We start from the raw sequence: 18,385 nt of genomic DNA, 5'->3' as shown, positions 1-18,385 counted from the left end.
GAGAAACCTGGTGGACAAAGTGCACGTTGAGGTGGATTTAGATTTGGAATTGGTGGAAATGGATTTGGAATTGGATTTGGAATTAGAAATGGAACTGGAGTCGGAGTTGGCTTTGGAACGGGAACTGGGACGGGAACTGGTTGTTTTCGACGACGAGTTACTTTGTTTTTCCAACCCCATTTTATGCCGTTGTAAATCGTAAGTATGTGTTCTTTACCAATAACGTATCCATTTTTTATTCTATCGAATTCGGATGTGCCAACTAAGTAAGCTTCAGCAAACCAAAAATGCTCGTTTAGAGGATCATCTCTGTAGCTTCTGTCTGCCAATCTGGTGTTGCCACCTGGATAGAAGGGGGTCTTTGGATTTTTTGTGTTTAAGTCGATGTATTTTGCTTTGGCGTCGGGATCTTTATGGTTAGGAACGTAAGCAGCATGGTTAGTGTTTATCCACTGAATCCAGCGAAAATCTTGTCTTGGTGGATCGCCTTGCCGTGGCACATAATTTAATTCAATCCCGGCACCTACCCCTATGTTAATAGGTGGTATTTGTCTTATCTTCGGTAGATTTGGGAATTTACAGGGAATATTTTTAGTGCAAGCCTAATATTGTAAAACTTCTAAATTTCCTTTTAAATCCTTGTTCGCTTTAGTAAATTTCCAAATATCATTATAATTTTGATAAGCCATTACTCTGTAGTCATCTAACAGCTTATCTAAAGTCCTCGTTCCACCTAGTGGCATCTCTGTTACATGAGGGGGGAACAACGTAGTTAAGACAGTTATTTCTTCATTACCATTCATGTAAGTGTTAGACTCTTTTGCAATGTATAAATCTCGTGCGCCTCTTCCTGCAAAACTCAGACTGAATCCCATAGCAGCAGACTGACTCGTAAATGCAACTACCAATGAAGTTGCCGAAACTATTAGAATAGTTTGTGTAAGTTTCATAATCTGTCGCTCCTTAATTAGTGGTGTTCTTAGGAAGATTGCACGGCAATTATTAATTGTGAATACTTGTAAGATGCAATTTAACTTTGTGTATCCACTACACAAAAGTCTAAATAAGATGTAAATACTTGCCCTATCCACATCCCCTTAAATCATTCTTCATTGATTTCAGGGCTGGGCTAGGCGGAATTCAACAAAGGGAGTATCCACTCGCCCAGTCCAAACTTTTTCTATTGGTCGAATTTCAAATGACTCCCCTGCAAGATTTGTCTTCAGTATGGTATCACTCGTATTTTCATACCGGAACCGGAGGTGATATATACCTGGCTTGAGTGAGTCAAAATGGCACAAGCCACCATATCCGCTATGGACAAGAAGGGAAAATTTATCTGGCTTTCTCCAGGAAAGGTCGATACCTGGAAAGAATGTCAGACTTTTCCCCGGTTTCACTAACAGAAAATCAGATTCTTCAGGTCCTCTCATCCAGTCGCTAATGCCATAGTCTCCCCGCCGTACCTGACCATCTGGCATTACAACTTCTGGGGCAAAAGTGCCATAAAAGCTGAAGTAAAATGGGGTTGGCGTGTTGTTGGTAATCCGCATACCAATCTGTACAGATTGGTATGAATTGTCACTCTTATTTGGCAGGGTTAACAATGGCTCAGGTATGAAAGTTTCAAAACGAATACCATCTACTTCCACTGCACTGTTATGCAACCCAACAGGTTGAAGTAGGCGAAAATTAGCTAAGGGAGTTACCAACTGACTTGTTCCAGTTACTTCCATTCTCATTTCTTGTCTGGTCTGAATAAAAGTGACTGGTTCTGGGTATAATATCGTCCCAGTAGGGGTTTCATAAGTGAATCGAATCTTATATTCCCCTGGTCCCCGAGTATCAAAAGACCAAGAGTTATCGGAGTAAATAGGGATTTTTATGTTGTCTGGGCTGGGTAATGTTTGTTTAAGTCCGGTTAGTTGAAGTAGATTATTTTTCCAAGATAGTCTTCCCTCAATAAAGATGGCTATCTCCTCTCCAATGCCAATTAACGAGCCATAATATTCCCCGAATCCAACTTGCCTATTTATCGGTTCTCTTCGATGCAGTGCTTGACCATTGGGGCCGAGTATTTCTGGGATTAAAGCATTATACTCTATGAAGGGAATAGGGGCTTGTGTATTATTGGTAACCCTAACAGTAAAGCTGAATGGAGCAGTGGCACTGGGCTTGTTTTCCGGGATCGATAGTGCCACAATTTCTGGCCCTAGGATTTCCAGTTGCAGGCTATCTTGTTTAACAAGATTGCTGTGATTCGATGCTTGAGATGTCATGTTTGCTACCCTTTCATGTTTTAAATGCTCATTGCCAACAGCTTGTATACTTCTATAGGTTACTACCAGGAGCGCCGCCATTACTAAAGCGAATAAAAACCGGAGAAAATACCTCATCGCTCGCCCTCTCAATTACCGGACAATCAGCGGAAAAACCAGAACCACACCGCCGCAACAATTACCGTCAACCAAAATAATTTACCGCCACCGCTAGAAGGTCGGGGCTGCTTCACTAAAGTGTATCGATAATATCCTAAAACAGGCTGACAATCATTTCGAGCCGACGCAGAACTAGGCCAATTTAGACTCAGATGTGAGTATTCCTGCATTCTGTCTGAGAGTAAACGCACTACTAGATTGCCCGAAAAGCATGATAATGGAGCTAGTTGATAATACGAAGAAAAATTTTCTGAATTGCATTTTTTTCACCTATTGGGCAAATTAAACAAAAAGAAATAGTGATTCGCCATTCAAAGCTCGATTAAGCGGAATTCAACAAAGGGAGTATCCACCCACCCAGTCCAAACTTTTTCTATTGGCAGACTTTCAATCGACTCCCCAGCAAGATTTTTCTTCGGTATGGTATCACTCGTATTGTAATACTGGAAGCGGAAGTGATATATACCTGGCTTGAGTCCGTCAAAAGAGCATGAGCCACCATATCCGCTAGAGACACCAAGCGAAAATTGGCTATGGTTAGTCCAGAAGAGGCTGATATCTGGAAAAAATGTCACACTCTTTCCAGGTGTGACTAACAGAAAGTCAGATTCTTCAGGCCCTCTCATCCAGTCGGTAGCATAGCCTCTTCGCTGTACCTGACCATCTGGCATTATAAGTTCTGGGTAAAAACTGCCATAAAAGCTGAAGTAAAATGGGGTTGGCGTGTTGTTGGTCATCCGCATACCAATCTGTACAGATTGGTATGAATTGTCACTCTTATTTGGCAGGGTTAACAATGGCTCAGGTATGAAAGTTTCAAAACGAATACCATCTACTTCCACTGCACTGTTATGCAACCCAACAGGTTGAAGTAGGCGAAAATTAGCTAAGGGAGTTACCAACTGACCTGTCCCAGCTACTTCTATTCTCTCTAGCGGCATTTCTTTTTTTTCTAGTATTTCTTTAATGTTAAAAAGAGTGAATGGATTTGTGTATACTATTATCCCCGTCGGAGTTTCATAAGTGAATCGAACCTGATATTCCCCAGACCCCAGAGTATCAAAAGACCAAACTTTATCGATATCAATAGGGCTTTTATCGTAGGTGGGGCGATGTAATATCAGTTGAAGTAAATTATTTTGCCAAGACAGTCTTCCCTCCATAGAGGTGGATATCTGCTGTCTGACCCCAACTAACGAGCCATGATATTCTCCGTTCCCAATTTGCCTATTTATCGGTTCTCTTCGGTGCAGTGCTTGACCATCTGGTCCAAATATTTCTGGAATTAAAGCATCATAATCTATAGCCAAGGGAACAGGGGCTGGTGTATTATTAGTAAGGCTGACAGTAAAGCTGAATTCAGCAGTGACACCGGGCTTGTTTTCGGGGATGGATATTGCCACAATTTTTGGCCATTCCATTTTCAGTTGAAGGCTATTTTCTTTCAGTTGAAGGTCATTTTGTTTAACTTGATTGCTGCGTTTAGATTTTCTAGATGCCATCTTTTTTACATTTTCAAGTTGTGAATTTTCATTGCCAACAGCTTGTATACTTCCATAGGTTACTACCAAAAGCGCGGCCATTAGTAAAGCTAATAAAAACCGGAAAAAATACCTCATTGCTCGCCCTCTCAATTACCGGACAATCAGCGAACAAACCAGAACCACACCGCCGCACCAATTACCGTCAACTAAAATAATTTACCGCCACCGCTAGAAGGTCGGGGCTGCTTAACTAAAGTGTATCGATAATATCCTAAAACAGGCTGACAATCATTTCGAGCCGACGCAGAACTAAGTAGGTAGGCGGGAAAAAAACTATCTATGTAACAAAACATTAAGTTACCTAATTGGAGTTAAACTTAAGACGTTGTGTAGTGTAGTTTCCCCTTTTTCCTCTAACTTCTACTCCCTGAATTACGGCGTAGGCGAGTTCTAACTCATCATCAAACATTTGTCCTGCCAATTCATCTTTTTTAATGTGTTGCCACTCCAATTCAATGGGGTTCATTTCCGAACAATACTTGGGCAAAAAGAAGATATATAAACCTTGATTTTCCCAATGCGGCCATAACTCTTGGACTTCTTTACATCGGTGTATTGGGCCGTTGTCTTGTACGATTACTCTCAGTCGTCCAATCTCCGCAGCTTCCTGGGCTTCTCGTTCCATCATTTTGATATAAGCTTTTCGATCAATACCCCCAATTGCTAAACCGTAAACAAAACTTATTTCTGGTTGAAGAAGTCCGACAATACTGAGTCTACGACCACGCCGTTTCGTTTGTTCCAACCGTTTTTGCTCACCTATTTGGTAATAAGTATAACCAGGTTCACTCCACGCACAAAATCCTGATTCATCTAAATACTTTAAGTCAATCCCTCCCGCCGCCGCCTCTAATTGCAACATATCTAAGTCAGATTGCTTTGTTTCTTGTACTATGGGGTCTTGTTTTCCTTTGTGACTTTTTCTCGCTCGTTTCCAAATAAACCTTTTTTTTTAGTATCCGTCTTAATCGGTCGGCGCTTAGTTTAACAGAACGTTCTTTTTCTAATTTCTGGACTAATTGAAGACTGTTATATGTACGTGGTTCGTTTTTGAGGCATTCTTTTAAAAACTCTATATCTGACTCTTTCCACTTGGGTTTTGCCCCTCGACCAGGCGATTCCCAAAGCCCTTCCATGCCTAGATGCGACCATTTATGTAAAACCTCTCTCACTGTTTGTGGAGTCCAGTTAAAATGAGCAGCTATTTTTTCAACGTACCAGCCATGTGCATTTAATCTAATTACTTCTGCTCTATCTTTGACTTTTTGTGGAACATCCGCAATTCTCAGTTCTAATAGAGTTTTGTCTTGTTGTTGAGTCAGGAATACCCTTAATCTAGCGCCCATATATTGAGTTACCTCAGTAAATGTCTTCTCTTTCTTTACTTATTTTAACATAGTTCGGTTTTTTTGCGCCGACCTACTTAGGCCAATGTGACGAAGAAGAATTTGACCAATAATTGGACGGCATATTCTGCATTCTACCGGGGGGAAACCATAGGATAATTGCAGTTTTAAACGCTCTGGCAAGTGCTGTTGAGAGGCAATTTCCTTTTTAGTCGCTGCCACAAACTCATACTTCATATCGATGGTGGGAGTTGGGTTAATTGTGTGATGGCAACTGCTACAAAACTGATTGCTAGCTAGCAAAAGATGGTTGTCTGCAATCAGTTTTGTAGCAGTAATGTTTTTACCGTAAGCTTGTCCCCAGTAGTTCATAAGTCCTCCTGATGCCCCTGATTATAAAAGAAAAGATTGATAACGATGCCACAAATGTATCTAGTTAAAAGCTCAATCAAAAATAGACAACATCATTAAGCTTTGTAACTGTTCTATTTACACGACTTAACGGCTGGACTGAATTTCGATTACAAACACGCGATCGACATTATTAGAGTACAGCATCAGTATTTTTACTGAACTTTTTGATGTTCATATTAAATCCCAAATTTATGCTCAACCGGGTATTTATATGTAGGTACAGTGAAGTTAAATTTACAGAATATTTACAATATACTCCGTTGACTTCACGCAATCTTCAAGAGTAATTGTTGCCTAGGATTATAAATTATATCCGGTAGACTAGAAAATTGGTGATTTTACAGCGGCACAAAATACAACTTTGTCTCTAACCTTGCTCAAGTGAGTCTAAGTGTTTTATGTAAGTAGTTTTACTTAAATGTGTGATGCAAGCCGAAACGTCGATTCCCTACAGGATAGCTGCGCTTCACGCACTTGTTGTACAATGGAACTCAAAAGGTCGATTCCCTACGGGATAGCTGCGCTTCACGCACTTGTTGTACAATGGAACTCAAAAGGTCGATCGACAACAAACAGACAACAACCTTCTTAATAAATACCTTTAAATTTAATTTTTGGGGCAGACTCTCCAGCCCACCCCACTCATGGTTTTAAGAAACAGGATGGTGAAAATTAGATCCACACCAACTTATCTTAATATCTGACGCTTAAATTTACTTCCGCACCATCATGGACTCGATCGCAGCATTCGGCTGATACTTGTTAGTCTCATAAAATCCATTTTTGCCAGCACCGTAAACTCCAGCAAATTGCTTTCCATCTGCTTTGGGAACAAACATAATTTTTCGAGTCGGTTGTTTAGCAAAAACCGCTCCTTCTCTCATTTCATTGTCCACATTATAAGATAAAGTAGCCTTGCCGTAAATTGCTTCTGCTTTTTTCAAAGTCATTGCCGGCCCGACGCCCTCAAGTGTTTTATAATTGGGGTTGTCAGTCATCAGAAGTTCAATAACATCGGTATCTTTGAGCTTTGTACCGGCAGCGTAGATAATCCGATACTGCACTTTGCCCGATCGACTAATCGCCACTGCATCAAAGTCTACCATAAAAGGAGACTCTACCTTAAACTGTGCGGTGGAACCGAGAGCTTGTTTCAGTTGTCGGAAAGTCATTCCCACTTTTGCTTCGCCAATTGCCCGATCGCTAATTGCTACACTTATAGAGGAAGGTTTTGTCGCAGCATTAGCCGTTTCCCCCAGCTTATGTGCGCCCCCACGCGCCACAGCAGCGCCGGGAATCGAGATTAAGGTGAGGTAACTGCCGATCGCCAGCAAAACAGCTATCATCGATCCAGATAAAATTTTTAGATTCAACATGAGTAATTCCTCAAGATTTCAACTTCGATTATCAACCCGCATCTTCTTAACAGTTTTCGGGATAACTTTGTTAGTTTGGATTCTCCGAGGTGTTGGCCTCTTGACATTCCTTCCCGGCGGTGTTATTTGGGTACTGATTTTTTTGTCTTTTGTTACGGGTATCCTCAGCACTTTACTGCGCCGATAACCAGACATCCGGTATTTATTGCCTTTCTCAAAAAGGTGAAAAGTCAGTCGATTTTAGATTTGAGATTTTAGATTGGGGATTTAAAAATTTTAGACTTTAGATTGTGGGATTGAGCGATTGAGAAAACGATCGATCGATACCTCATATCAAATTCTCTCTTCATCGGAATAGTAAATTCACTGTTGACTGTTGACTGTTGACTGTTGACTGTTGACTGTTGACTGTTGTTATTTGTTGTTTGTTATTTGTTATTTGTTATTTGTTGGTTGCAATGCCCAATCCCTCCGCTTCGCTCCGCCCAATGCCCTGTTTGGCCAATGCCCAATGCCCTGTTTGGCCAATGCCCAATGCCCTGTTTGCCCAATGCCCTATACCCTGTTTGCCCAATGCCCTATACCCTATACCCTATCGATTGTTTCATGGCTTTTCCTACTGTCACGTTTAACTGAGCTCCGAGCAACATCGCCAAAGAAGAAAGATCGAGCCACAACAGCAACATAATAAAAGTGCCGATCGTCCCGTAAGCCCAAGTGAAATTGCTCAAATGCACAACATAAAACCGAAACAAAGCCGAAAACAGCGCCCACAAAATAGCAGCAAAAACTGCTCCCGAAAAAATCGGAATATCGGCTTGGTGGCGGCTGGGCCCGTAGCGATAAACAAAGGCAAAGGCAACTGATACAATCCCTAAAGCAATCGGCCACCGCCACAGCCCCCAAACAGCTAATAGTTGCGACTCTAAAGGGCAGTTTTTGGCTAGCAGCAAGCAATTTTGGACATCTTTTAAATTGCAATTGGCGACGGACTCCAACAGGCAACTCTGGCGGGCAATAGCTTGTACAATTAAGTCGCTGACAAATATGGCTGCCGATGCTATAATTAACAGCACAATTGTACCGATACTCAGACCTATAGAAATGAGTTTCGCTTTCACAAAAGATCGAGCTCGATCGCTAGGGATTTTATGGATGCGATCGAGAGCAGCCATCGCCGCGCTCATGACTCCAGAAAATGCCCACAGCGACACTACAAAACTCACGGAAAACAGCCCTTTATTGCGAGTTAACAGAATTTCTTTGATGACGCCACGAATCAAATTGCGAATGTCATCGGGTATGACTTCCCCCAAAAGACCGGCGATTTGATACAGTGTTGACTGCAAAGGTTCAAAAAGGGCGATCGCCGACAACACCGCCAACAGCCCCGGAAATAGCGCCAGTATAGAATTGTAGGCCATTTCTGCTGACAGCCCCGGCAAGCGCTGCTCTCCCGCTTGCGCGCCGACTTCCCTGAGCGTGCCCCAAGTCAAACACCGACAAAACACTAAAAAATCACTAAACTTTTTTGTGATGGCTCGAAGCTTCTTTAAAAGCGCCTTAAACAAAGCTAAACTCAGGTAGCGCAACCAGTAATAAATGTTCATAGGGCACAGGAAAGGGGAAAGGTGAAAATGCAAAATGGATGTACGGGCGATCTTCTTCGAGGGCTCCGCTAACGACAATTGGAAATCAAGAGCGTTAATTAATTAATTAAGCTATTACCCATTCTTCAATCTAAAATCTAAAATTAACAATATGGCTCAGGATGTCAGACAGTGGTTAGATGAAATTAAGCGGCTGCAACAGCAGTTAACAGAGGTTTCGCGCGATCGCGATGATGCCGGTGAAAGTGCGGCTCAGTGGCGACAACTTTACAATACAGAAGCCGAACAGCGCCGGAATGATGCTAAATTAACTCAGCAAAGCATCGCTGCTTTGGAAGCACAAATAGAAGAGTTACAAAGTTTTTCGCCGATTGCGCCCGAAGGCGAAGATGCTGGAATTGCTCGCCAGCAGGAAGTCGCACAACTGCAAACAGTGGGCGAACTTAAAGCTAAGTTAGCAAAAGTTCTCGAAGAGCGCGATCGGGCGATCGAACAAATTAAACAATTGAGTCAAGCCCTCAAACAAGAAGAAGCCCGTCACGCCGATACTAGCAGGAATTTAACCACCGCCCTCGGAGACGCAGTTGACTTGCTGGCGAAAGCACAAACTGTTCCTACTACCAAAATGGAAACACCAGCATATTCTCTTGAAATAGTACCTACTCGCACTGCAAATCCCGGCGAAACTGCGATCGAAATTCGTCAAAATCCCGCTCCAACCGGTAGAAATTCCGCTCAGCTTCCACCTTCTAAAAACCAGTTAATAGATTTACCGCCCTTTGGGAATTAGAAATGAGCAAAGTGACTTGTGGCGAACATTTGTTGGACGGTTAGATTTTGCGCGATCGACTAATATAACAAAAACGGTTCGTAGTACGGACTTTATTCCGCAAAACAAGAACTACTAATATAACAAAAACGGTTCGTAGTACGGACTTTATTCCGCACTACGAACCGACTTTATTCCGCACTACAAACCTGTAGTGTTGACTTTAACTGGTTCCCATGCTCCAGCGAAAGGAACCCATATCACTCTTGCTCTGCCTCGCTTTATGTAACTGTTTCCCAGATGGAGGTAGAGCCTCGCCTATCTGCGTTACCAGGCAGAGCCTGGTAACAAGAAGCAAGTAGTTTCTTCCTTCTTCCTTCTTCCTTCTTCCGACGGACATCGGACTTACATCCGTTATATCCGTTACATCCCGTACATTGCTCGTGGCCGAACTTCCTTCTTCCGACGGAAATCGGACTTACATCCGTTACATCCCGTACATTGCTCGTTGCCGAACTTCCTTCTTAAAATCCCATCGCCCCAGCTACAGCATCCAAACTAGGAGCAATTCCCTGTTTGAATTTGTTATTGCTGTGATTGATTGCTGTATCCGGGTCTTTTAAGCCGTTACCGGTGAGTACGCAAACCACTGTCGCTCCTGTCGGAACTTGGTCTTTTACCTTCAGCAAACCGGCTACAGAAGCGGCGCTTGCGGGTTCGCAGAAAATCCCTTCTTGGGATGCTAGCAGGCGGTAAGCGTCGAGAATTTCCTCATCCGTAACAGCACTAAAACTGCCACGGCTGGCTTCCGAAGCGGCGATCGCCTGTTTCCAGCTAGCAGGGTTGCCGATCCGAATTGCTGTCGCCAAGGTTTCCGGGTTCGCCACCGCTTTGCCGGTTACTAACGGCGCTGCTCCGGCTGCTTGAAATCCCATCATCTGCGGCAGGCGCGAACATTTTTTTGCTTGGTGGTATTGACAAAAACCCATCCAGTATGCTGTGATGTTTCCCGCATTTCCCACGGGAATGCACAGCCAGTCGGGCGCGTCGCCCAAAGCGTCCACTACTTCAAAGGCGCCGGTTTTCTGCCCTTCTAAGCGGTAAGGATTGACGGAGTTGACTAAAGTCACGGGATAGCTGACGGCCATTTCGCGGACGATTTCTAAGGCTCGATCGAAGTTTCCCCCAATCGCAATTACTTCGGCACCGTAAAGCAAGGCTTGCGCCAACTTGCCCAAAGCGACGTATCCTTCGGGAATCAGCACGAAAGCCCGCATTCCGCCGCGTCTGGCGTAGGCTGCCGCAGCGGCGGAAGTATTGCCGGTGCTGGCGCAAATTACTGCCTCTGCGCCGGCTTCCTTGGCTTTGGAAATTGCCATTGTCATCCCCCTGTCTTTGAAACTACCAGTGGGGTTGAGGCCGTCGTATTTGACCAGGACGCGCACCTCTCTACCGATGAGAGAGGCGATCGCCGGTGCTGGAATCAGGGGAGTGTTGCCTTCTTGGAGCGTCACTACGGGCGTGGTTTCCGTCACCGGCAGGTAGGGGCGATAAGCTTCGATCAAGCCAGGCCAACCGTAGCGTTTCGGCGAGGCTGCAGGGGCAGCGGAGTTAGCCGCGGAGTGAGTAGCAGAGTCAGTAGCAGGTAGGATCGGGGTCACGATGTCAATGGTTTTAGGCAATGGCCAAAGAATTTACACTAATTTTAGCTCGATCGGTTAATTTGATGTTTAATACGATCGGTTCAGGTTAAAGTAACTTAATGGTGTGAATGCGTAGATATGTCTACTCAATTACTAATGTCAAATAATTCATCCACTCTTTCCCGGCCTCAAATCACCGCGAGCCATCCCGAAACGGCTAGTCCTTCTGCCCGATCGACCTGCTTGACTCGCAAATTAGATTTGGTGAAGTGCCCCTACCAAGCCGATCAGCAAGTTAAGTTCCTGCACTTACAAGCGGAAATTGACTCCTTGCTGTTGCAGGTACAAACTCTCAAACAGCAGCGCTCTGTTGCTTGCTCTCAATTGGCGATCGAACACAATTCTGTTGTCAGCAACGGCAATTAGTAGTGACAACTCGTGCTAATTGTGCCGCCCCTGTGGTATAAAAAGTAAAGTTTTGTTAACCCCAGTTAACCTGAGTGTTTTTTAAACCAAAAGCGCTAGCCATTATCAACGGCGGCTAGCGATAGCTAGCATTTTCTAAAACGCCCCTGCCTGTTGTTCAACTCGTCTGTCCCTAGCTGACAGCGAGCTGATATTTTACTGTGCTTTTGTACTGCGTTAATTTTGTTAAGCCATCCACATGGCATACGGAGAATCGAAATCAATTTATGACAGCATCGATCGAAAAACCACTAAAATTGACATCCGCAAGTGACACTTCCAACCTGCGCCTCAAAGATATTCTCAAAACCCTGCCGCGCGAAGTGTTTGTCAAAAACCCCCGCAAAGCTTGGACAAAAGTCATCGTCAACGTTTTATTAGTAGCTGTCGGTTATGTTGGCATAGCAGTATCACCTTGGTATTTACTGCCCCTGATGTGGATTTTCACCGGTACCGGATTAACGGGTTTTTTTGTCATCGGCCACGACTGCGGCCACCGGTCATTTGCTAACCGCCGCTGGGTAAACGATTTAGTCGGACATCTGGCATTTTTGCCCTTAATTTTCCCGTTCCACGCATGGCGGCACGGACACAATTATCACCACAAGCATACCAACAAAATTGGCGAAGATAATGCTTGGCAGCCGATGACAGCAGCCGACTATGCTGCTGCACCCAAAGCTTTACAAATAGCTTATAGTTTAATCTTCGGCCCGATGTGGTGGGTTGGCTCGATCGCCCACTGGGCAAAAGTACACTTCATGTGGTGGCGCTTCAAAGGTCAACAGCGCGAACAAGTGCGGTTTTCAGTTTTGGTAGTTTTAATCGGTGCTGCGATCGGATTTCCGCTATTAATTGCCACCACAGGCATTTGGGGATTTGTCAAATTTTGGTTGCTGCCCTGGATGGTTTACCATTTCTGGATGAGCACTTTCACCATTGTTCACCACACAGCACCAGACATTTCCTTTAAACCAGCAGCAGAATGGAACGAAGCCCAAGCGCAACTATCGGGAACAGTTCACTGCGACTATCCCCGCTGGGTAGAGTTTTTGTGTCACGACATTAACGTCCACGTTCCGCACCACCTTTCAACAGCGATACCCTGGTACAACTTGCGCCTCGCCCACAGCAGCCTCAAGGAAAACTGGCAACCTCATCTCTACGAAACCAAGTTTTCTTGGTCTTTAATGAAGCGAATTGCCGACAACTGTCACCTGTACAATCCCGCAGGCGGCTATCTGACATTAGAGGAAGTTAACGCTCAAACCAAATAGTCAGCAGTCATTAGTTGTTGGGAATTGGTTAGTTGTTATTGGTTATTGGTTATTGGTTACTTGCTACGAATTCCCAATTCTCAATTCCCAATTCCCAATTCCCAATTCCCAATGACAACTAACAACTAACAATTAACAACTAACACCTAACAACTAACAATTAACAACTAACAATTAACAACTAACAATTAACAACTTATAAAATCCCTTGAGTTTTAATCCTAATAACTGTCGCAACGAAAGCGAAGTAGAAAGCAAACTCATTGTCACTTATCTGTTGCCAAAACTGGGCTATACCCCCGACAGTTGGCATCAAGAAATCGCCTTTGGGAATATTCGCCTAGACTTCCTCTCATTTCGCATCCAATACATCCCCTTAATGCTCGATGCAGACTCGCAGATGAGTATAGTCATCGAAGCCAAACATCCCAAGGAAAAATTAGACCGTCACGTCAGGAGACTGAAGCGTTACTTAACAAGTTTAAGCATTCGCTACGGAGTCATAACTAACGCTAAAGAAATTAGAATTTACGAAAAAGTCAGCGATGATATTCAGCTAGTTTTTCAGTGTGCCGGAGAAGAGCTAGAAACTAGACTTGATGAAATTATCGCTTTAATTGGCAGAGATAGTTTAAAATCTCTAAAAGCTCCAGAAAATCTCGAACAGGAAGATAGTAATATTGATTTATTAATTCCTGATTTAATTAACGAAGTATCAATACAACCGGACAATCTCGCCACCTCAGAGCCACAGTCAAGTGACATCTCAGAACCCCAAAAAATACCTGAAAATAATGCATTTAATCTGCAAGTTCAATCAGATGTAACTGTTTCCTCTAATAAGCCAAATACTATGAAAATAATTGCAGTCTACCACAACAAAGGCGGCGTTGGCAAAACTACAACAGTAGTCAATTTAGCGGCAGCGCTGAGCAAGGAAGGTAAAAAAGTTTTAGTCATCGACTTAGACAGTCAAGCAAATACAACCTTTGCAACTGGCTTGGTAAAATTTGATGATGAAGAACAAGACGATTTGAAAGATAGCAATATTCTTCACATTTTACAATCAGAAGATTTTTATTCAATAGCCGAAGTAGCACGCAAGTCTAATTTTTGCAATCCCGCCATTGATGTGGTTCCTTCCCACATCGATTTAATGTACTACGAAACGGAACTAAATCAACTAGATTACAGCCGCATGATTTTAATTCAAAAACTAGCGGAAGTTCAAGACAAGTACGATATTGTACTGATTGATACGCCGCCGTCTTTGAACTTTTATGCGAGAGTGGCGCTGATTGCTGCGGATTATTTGATTATTCCTTCTGACTTAAAACCCTTTGCCAATCAAGGACTGATTAATGTCAAGGATTTTATTAAAAAAGTTAATGGATTCAAGAAACAAATTGGCAAGAAACCTCTAGCAATTTTAGGAGTTCTGCCTTGCAAAATCTCGACAAATGCTAAATTTGTACAGTACAGTTTGCCGAAGCGGCGGGAAACAATTCCCCAACGTTACGGTATTGAAATTATGGACAGCGTGATTTACGAGAGAGATGATTTGGCTAAGTGTGCAGAACAAATTCAAATCGTGGGAGATATGGAAATTTCCGATCCGATTTCGGTACTGGACTTTAAGCCAGATTCCATCGCTGCTCAAGAATTTGAAATGCTAGCAGTAGAAGTTTTGGAAAAAACAGGTAAAAATTAATGAAAAAATTATTTCCGTCGCTGGTTGCGGTGAAAAAGATTGTATCTGCTGTGCCTTCTTCCAATTTTGCTCAGCCGGATTTGGAGAAATTAGCGAGACTGATTTTAAATTTGGGAGGATTGATTAATCCGATAATTGTTCGCCGCACGGGTATGGATTCCTACGAAATAGTAGATGGAAATTTTGAATTCTACGCGGCGGCGAGAGCAAAGGAAATTGAACCTTTCAAGGGCGAGACAATCGGTGCATTCATTCTGGAACCAGAAAATGAAGAACTTCTCCTCGCACAACTGGAAATTCTCAGAAGCGGCGCTGTCAGTGAGAGTAGGGGTGAAAGTGCAACTCCCGAAGAGTCATCTATAACTGAAAGTGTGGGTGAAAATCCGGTTTCGGAACCACCATCGAGTTTTGAGCAGCGGTTGATTAATATTGAAGCTAGGTTAGAAAATCAAATCAATGAATTGAAGGCGGAACACGCCCGCGAAAAACAGGTGTTGGCTGAGAGAATACAAGAAGTTGAAAATTTATTTTCCCAACAATTACCTCTGTTAATTGAGGCTGGGCTGGATCGCAGAATTGAGCGGTTGAAATTAGAGAGTGAAGCTGCAAAACCTCCGGCGGTAGAGCTGGAATCTGTTACACCGAGCTTGTCAGGTTCGATGCCGCTTTTGGAGGCATTGAATACTCAAGATAAAGCTCAACTGAAAGCGAGTTTAGAAGCCACTACGTTTTTGAAGGCTCCGGTGATACAATTAATACTTAAAGAACGAGATGTGCGCCCGTTTGTGTCCTTTGCTAATGTGGTGGAACGCATTAAGGGGTTAACGGACAAAACAATGATTAAAATTATTGATTATTGGCAAAATACTCATATGCTGTGATCTGTTTAAATTTCATTGTTGGGGCAGGCTAGAAGCTCGCCCCACAAGAGTTGAAATCCTAGTTGAAACCTGATTTTTGACAGGTAATTGACTAGGGCAAAAATACTTATCACTTGCAATTGCATTGTTGGGGCGGGCTTCTAGCCTATCCGACAAAATTTGAAACTGCCCGATCGCCTTTCATAGCAAAACATGGCCATCAGCAAGACTGGATAAACCGCGATTAAAAACCAACCTGCTGCTCAACAGATTTGCTTTTTAGCGTTTTCCAGCCAAATAACTAATACCAAAGCGACTAGCATCGCGATCGCGGGTTTCTGTAACAGCGTAGGATCAGTAATCAGCATATCCGATTAACCGAACTATCTCAAATCAAGTTAACGGCCGCGACTACTTGATAGTTTTTTCTGCATCGAAAGAATTATTATTTGCATGATTTTGCAACTTTAACTCTTCTTGCATTGACATAAAAGAGTATTTACTCGAACTAATTCGCTGTGAACTATAAATGCCGGCATGACCTGAAAAAACATAGCTCATCACACAGGATATCGCAATAAATACCCCCGATTCGAGACCAAAAAGTTCAATTCCCATTAAAGTTGAGGCGATCGGTGTATTCGCCGCACCGCCAAAGACAGCAACAAATCCCATTCCGGCCAATAAAGGTGCTGGTAATGCCAAAATTAATGACAAAGCATTGCCTAATGTTGCACCAATAAAAAATAGAGGAGTCACTTCCCCTCCCTTAAAACCTGCCCCTAAAGTTAACGCAGTTAACACTATTTTTGCTGCAAAATCCCAAGGCGGTAACTGAGTGTTAAACGCATCGACAATAGTAGGAATACCCAAACCGATATATCTAGTCGATCCAATCGCCCACACACTCAGTGCGACAATCGCACCACCGATCGCAGTACGAAAAGGAGGATAGGATATTTTTGATTTAAAAAAGTGGCTTATTTGATGAGTGAGTCTGGCAAAAATCATCGCTACAATTCCGAATATTGCACCAGCGATAATTGCAGAAATTAGCCCCATTGGAGTCATGGTGGGTACAAAGGTAGCATGGCGGTATGCTGTATGATGCAGACCCAATGCTAAGGTAACGCGATCGCCCACAACTGCTGCAACTAAACAGGGAAAAAGAGCATCATGTTGAATATTTCCAATTGCTAAAACCTCTAAACCAAAGATAGTTCCAGCTAAGGGAGTTCCGAAAACGGAAGCAAATCCACCACTGAGAGCAGACATTAATAAAATTCGTCGATTAGCGTGTTTAAAGCGGAATATTTTAGTTAATTGGTCGGCTAGTGATGCAGCAATTTGCAGTGCTGTCCCTTCACGACCTGCAGAACCCCCAAATAAATGAGTCATATCTGTACCTAGCAGTACCATCGGAGCCATCCGCAACGGAATAATATTTTTCGGGTTATGAATCTCTTCGAGTAAAAGATTATTTCCAGCTTCTACATTTTTTCCATATTGATCATAAATCCAACCACTTAAGAATCCAGCCAGGGGCAATAAGGCAATAATCCACAGATGAGACTCTCGCCAATTTGTTGCCCACTCTAAAGATGCTAGGAGAGCAGCAGAACCTAAGCCGGAAAGAATACCAACTAGACAAGAAATGATGAACCACTTACTGATTTTGACTAAGGCAATGAATTGCTCAAATTGCTCAAACCATTTCATGATAAAAATTCCTATTTTTGAATTCGATTTTGGTGAATATTAAAATAGCGAAACCTCTGTTGCAAATATCACCAAATCAGGGTTGATTTTTGCGATATTCTCCCAGAATTACGGGAAATAAAACTATTTTACTCTCGTCGTTTGCGCTCCAAAACTGACTAATATCAAATCCTCTTTTCATCGGAATAGTAAATTCACTGTTAACAGTTAACATCATGTATGAGTGCAACCGGAATTGATATAACACCTGTTCGCAAAGTCTATGTCCCCGTTTTTTCATCACAATCTCTGTCACTTCATACTAGACCTCTTGTATAAATCTTCGATCGATAAATTAAACGCTAATGAAAAGCAGATGCAACACATATCGATGCAGATGCTTTTCAAGATAGTTTATGACTTTGGTAATGCAAGTCTAATCTTGAGGGACGCGAATAATTTCCTTTGAAACGGAGGCATTAATGCTAATAAGTTGATGACGGATATCTGAAAGTAATTTTTGAGTGCGATCGCCCAGTTATTCTACAGCTTCTTTTTCCACAATATTAATGACCTAGAACACAATTACTTCACCATCAACACGACGCGCTAGGCTTGCTGCCTCGAACAAAACTTTTGTAGAAAAGGGATAAGTATCCACTGCTGCTAACAATATAGTAGGACTTACTGCTGTTAGTTTTTCATCAGGATAATTATCATTGCCACAATTGGTAGATTATCCGCCGATTTCAGCACTTCTTGACTAAAAATATCACTAACTTGCGGCCCTAAAACTATCCCCACCAAAATCATTCCAATCAAAGGTTGAGCAACTAAGTGACGGGAAATCTGACCCGTAAAAAAGCCCATGAATAAAATCCACAGCACACTAGCTAACATGAGATTCCTTTCTCCAGATCCTGAGTATGGACAAAGGCTTGCTAGCTTTGAGAAGTTAGTGAGAAGTTTTCACGACCCTACTCTCCGGCAGCAAGCCAGAAAAGTAGGAGCCATCAGCCTTTTAGTCTTTCAATTAACGCAAGGAAAGAATGACGCTTCAGGCGGTTTTGGCGAGCTCCATCGCCATTAATATTCTTATACCATCTTTTGTACAAAAAGCAAAAGAAGATTATTTCTGGCAGAATCGCGATCGCAACTCGCAACGTCAGCCTGTTAGCGAAGTCCTCGCAGAGGCTCGCCCTAACTCCAAAAAAAGTAAAGATGAGTAAAGCGG

At 42.9% G+C, this 18,385-nt stretch carries 18 protein-coding genes and 1 riboswitch; of the genes, 7 read left to right on the top strand and 11 right to left on the bottom strand.

The features are described 5' to 3' along the window. The first annotated feature begins 10 nt into the window (after positions 1-10). Complete coding sequence (locus tag QUA01_RS15910) at positions 11-202, top strand: hypothetical protein (protein ID WP_333090652.1); 192 nt, start codon at positions 11-13, stop codon at positions 200-202. 400 nt (positions 203-602) lie between these two features. On the opposite strand, the gene QUA01_RS15905 is transcribed toward QUA01_RS15910, so the two are convergent. The 8 genes from QUA01_RS15905 to QUA01_RS15870 all read right to left on the bottom strand — a co-directional run bounded on the left by QUA01_RS15905 (position 603) and on the right by QUA01_RS15870 (position 8,728). Continuing rightward, positions 603-950, bottom strand: a complete 348-nt coding sequence (locus QUA01_RS15905) for a hypothetical protein (protein ID WP_333090651.1) — start codon at positions 948-950, stop codon at positions 603-605. A 168-nt stretch (positions 951-1,118) separates the two neighbouring features. Beyond that, on the bottom strand, positions 1,119-2,279 hold the full coding sequence (locus tag QUA01_RS15900; protein WP_333090649.1) for a hypothetical protein: 1,161 nt from the start codon (positions 2,277-2,279) through the stop codon (positions 1,119-1,121). A gap of 143 nt (positions 2,280-2,422) precedes the next feature. Continuing rightward, entirely contained in the window at positions 2,423-2,629 is a 207-nt protein-coding gene (locus QUA01_RS15895; RefSeq protein WP_333090648.1) for a hypothetical protein, read from the bottom strand. A gap of 120 nt (positions 2,630-2,749) precedes the next feature. Next, positions 2,750-4,057 (bottom strand): hypothetical protein, encoded by a 1,308-nt coding sequence (locus QUA01_RS15890; protein WP_333090646.1) that lies wholly within the window; start codon positions 4,055-4,057, stop codon positions 2,750-2,752. A 226-nt stretch (positions 4,058-4,283) separates the two neighbouring features. Then, positions 4,284-5,328 (bottom strand): IS630 family transposase gene (locus tag QUA01_RS15885; protein WP_333090644.1). Its coding sequence is split into 2 segments (ribosomal slippage): positions 4,284-4,922 and positions 4,924-5,328, totalling 1,044 coding nucleotides; the frame shifts between segments, so codons are not numbered across the junction. Positions 5,329-5,367: 39 nt separating this feature from the next. Next, positions 5,368-5,700, bottom strand: a complete 333-nt coding sequence (locus tag QUA01_RS15880; protein WP_333090643.1) for a hypothetical protein — start codon at positions 5,698-5,700, stop codon at positions 5,368-5,370. A gap of 755 nt (positions 5,701-6,455) precedes the next feature. Next, complete coding sequence (locus QUA01_RS15875; protein ID WP_333090641.1) at positions 6,456-7,118, bottom strand: hypothetical protein; 663 nt, start codon at positions 7,116-7,118, stop codon at positions 6,456-6,458. A 578-nt stretch (positions 7,119-7,696) separates the two neighbouring features. Then, the gene (locus QUA01_RS15870) at positions 7,697-8,728 is read right to left on the bottom strand and encodes a YihY/virulence factor BrkB family protein (protein ID WP_333090639.1); all 1,032 of its coding nucleotides are present in this window, start codon (positions 8,726-8,728) and stop codon (positions 7,697-7,699) included. A gap of 151 nt (positions 8,729-8,879) precedes the next feature. Here QUA01_RS15870 and QUA01_RS15865 point away from each other — a divergent pair, with 151 nt between their 5' ends. Next, complete coding sequence (locus tag QUA01_RS15865; RefSeq protein ID WP_333090638.1) at positions 8,880-9,518, top strand: hypothetical protein; 639 nt, start codon at positions 8,880-8,882, stop codon at positions 9,516-9,518. 503 nt (positions 9,519-10,021) lie between these two features. On the opposite strand, the gene thrC is transcribed toward QUA01_RS15865, so the two are convergent. After that, positions 10,022-11,158 (bottom strand): threonine synthase, encoded by a 1,137-nt coding sequence (thrC, locus tag QUA01_RS15860; protein ID WP_442921553.1) that lies wholly within the window; start codon positions 11,156-11,158, stop codon positions 10,022-10,024. 120 nt (positions 11,159-11,278) lie between these two features. Here thrC and QUA01_RS15855 point away from each other — a divergent pair, with 120 nt between their 5' ends. From QUA01_RS15855 to QUA01_RS15840, 4 genes are all read left to right on the top strand, one after another. Further along, positions 11,279-11,566 (top strand): hypothetical protein, encoded by a 288-nt coding sequence (locus QUA01_RS15855; protein WP_194009179.1) that lies wholly within the window; start codon positions 11,279-11,281, stop codon positions 11,564-11,566. 266 nt (positions 11,567-11,832) lie between these two features. After that, positions 11,833-12,882, top strand: coding sequence for a fatty acid desaturase (locus QUA01_RS15850; RefSeq protein ID WP_194067409.1), 1,050 nt, complete (start codon positions 11,833-11,835; stop codon positions 12,880-12,882). Between the two features lie 208 nt (positions 12,883-13,090). After that, complete coding sequence (locus QUA01_RS15845) at positions 13,091-14,593, top strand: AAA family ATPase (RefSeq protein ID WP_333090636.1); 1,503 nt, start codon at positions 13,091-13,093, stop codon at positions 14,591-14,593. Next, positions 14,593-15,474: a ParB/Srx family N-terminal domain-containing protein gene (locus QUA01_RS15840; RefSeq protein WP_333090635.1), complete on the top strand. Its 882-nt coding sequence runs from the start codon at positions 14,593-14,595 to the stop codon at positions 15,472-15,474. The genes QUA01_RS15845 and QUA01_RS15840 overlap by 1 nt, the downstream gene beginning before the upstream one ends. Positions 15,475-15,864: 390 nt before the next feature. Here the strand turns inward: QUA01_RS15840 and QUA01_RS15835 are convergent, their stop codons facing one another. Both QUA01_RS15835 and QUA01_RS15830 read right to left on the bottom strand, forming a co-directional pair. Next, positions 15,865-17,172 carry a voltage-gated chloride channel family protein gene (locus QUA01_RS15835; protein WP_333090633.1) on the bottom strand — a complete coding sequence of 436 codons (1,308 nt, stop codon included), beginning with the start codon at positions 17,170-17,172 and terminating at the stop codon, positions 15,865-15,867. A gap of 672 nt (positions 17,173-17,844) precedes the next feature. Beyond that, complete coding sequence (locus QUA01_RS15830; protein ID WP_333090632.1) at positions 17,845-18,051, bottom strand: hypothetical protein; 207 nt, start codon at positions 18,049-18,051, stop codon at positions 17,845-17,847. A 97-nt stretch (positions 18,052-18,148) separates the two neighbouring features. Further along, positions 18,149-18,245, bottom strand: a riboswitch (Fluoride riboswitch). Here QUA01_RS15830 and QUA01_RS15825 point away from each other — a divergent pair. After that, complete coding sequence (locus QUA01_RS15825) at positions 18,201-18,380, top strand: hypothetical protein (protein WP_333090631.1); 180 nt, start codon at positions 18,201-18,203, stop codon at positions 18,378-18,380. Its footprint overlaps the riboswitch before it by 45 nt. Positions 18,381-18,385 lie beyond the last annotated feature (5 nt).

The organism is Microcoleus sp. S36a_B3, assembly GCF_036700745.1.
GTDB lineage: Bacteria > Cyanobacteriota > Cyanobacteriia > Cyanobacteriales > Microcoleaceae > Microcoleus.
This window is presented reverse-complemented; position numbering and strand designations above follow the sequence as displayed.

Excerpts from the sequence above, each read along its gene's own strand:
- QUA01_RS15835 (WP_333090633.1), bottom strand. The coding sequence starts at position 17,172 with ATGAAATGGTTTGAGCAATTTGAGCAATTCATTGCCTTAGTCAAAATC.
- QUA01_RS15905 (WP_333090651.1), bottom strand. The coding sequence starts at position 950 with ATGAAACTTACACAAACTATTCTAATAGTTTCGGCAACTTCATTGGTA.
- QUA01_RS15880 (WP_333090643.1), bottom strand. The coding sequence starts at position 5,700 with ATGAACTACTGGGGACAAGCTTACGGTAAAAACATTACTGCTACAAAA.
- QUA01_RS15850 (WP_194067409.1), top strand. The coding sequence starts at position 11,833 with ATGACAGCATCGATCGAAAAACCACTAAAATTGACATCCGCAAGTGAC.
- QUA01_RS15875 (WP_333090641.1), bottom strand. The coding sequence starts at position 7,118 with ATGTTGAATCTAAAAATTTTATCTGGATCGATGATAGCTGTTTTGCTG.
- QUA01_RS15900 (WP_333090649.1), bottom strand. The coding sequence starts at position 2,279 with ATGACATCTCAAGCATCGAATCACAGCAATCTTGTTAAACAAGATAGC.
- QUA01_RS15830 (WP_333090632.1), bottom strand. The coding sequence starts at position 18,051 with ATGTTAGCTAGTGTGCTGTGGATTTTATTCATGGGCTTTTTTACGGGT.
- QUA01_RS15870 (WP_333090639.1), bottom strand. The coding sequence starts at position 8,728 with ATGAACATTTATTACTGGTTGCGCTACCTGAGTTTAGCTTTGTTTAAG.
- QUA01_RS15825 (WP_333090631.1), top strand. The coding sequence starts at position 18,201 with ATGACGCTTCAGGCGGTTTTGGCGAGCTCCATCGCCATTAATATTCTT.
- QUA01_RS15890 (WP_333090646.1), bottom strand. The coding sequence starts at position 4,057 with ATGAGGTATTTTTTCCGGTTTTTATTAGCTTTACTAATGGCCGCGCTT.
- QUA01_RS15865 (WP_333090638.1), top strand. The coding sequence starts at position 8,880 with ATGGCTCAGGATGTCAGACAGTGGTTAGATGAAATTAAGCGGCTGCAA.
- QUA01_RS15855 (WP_194009179.1), top strand. The coding sequence starts at position 11,279 with ATGTCTACTCAATTACTAATGTCAAATAATTCATCCACTCTTTCCCGG.
- QUA01_RS15840 (WP_333090635.1), top strand. The coding sequence starts at position 14,593 with ATGAAAAAATTATTTCCGTCGCTGGTTGCGGTGAAAAAGATTGTATCT.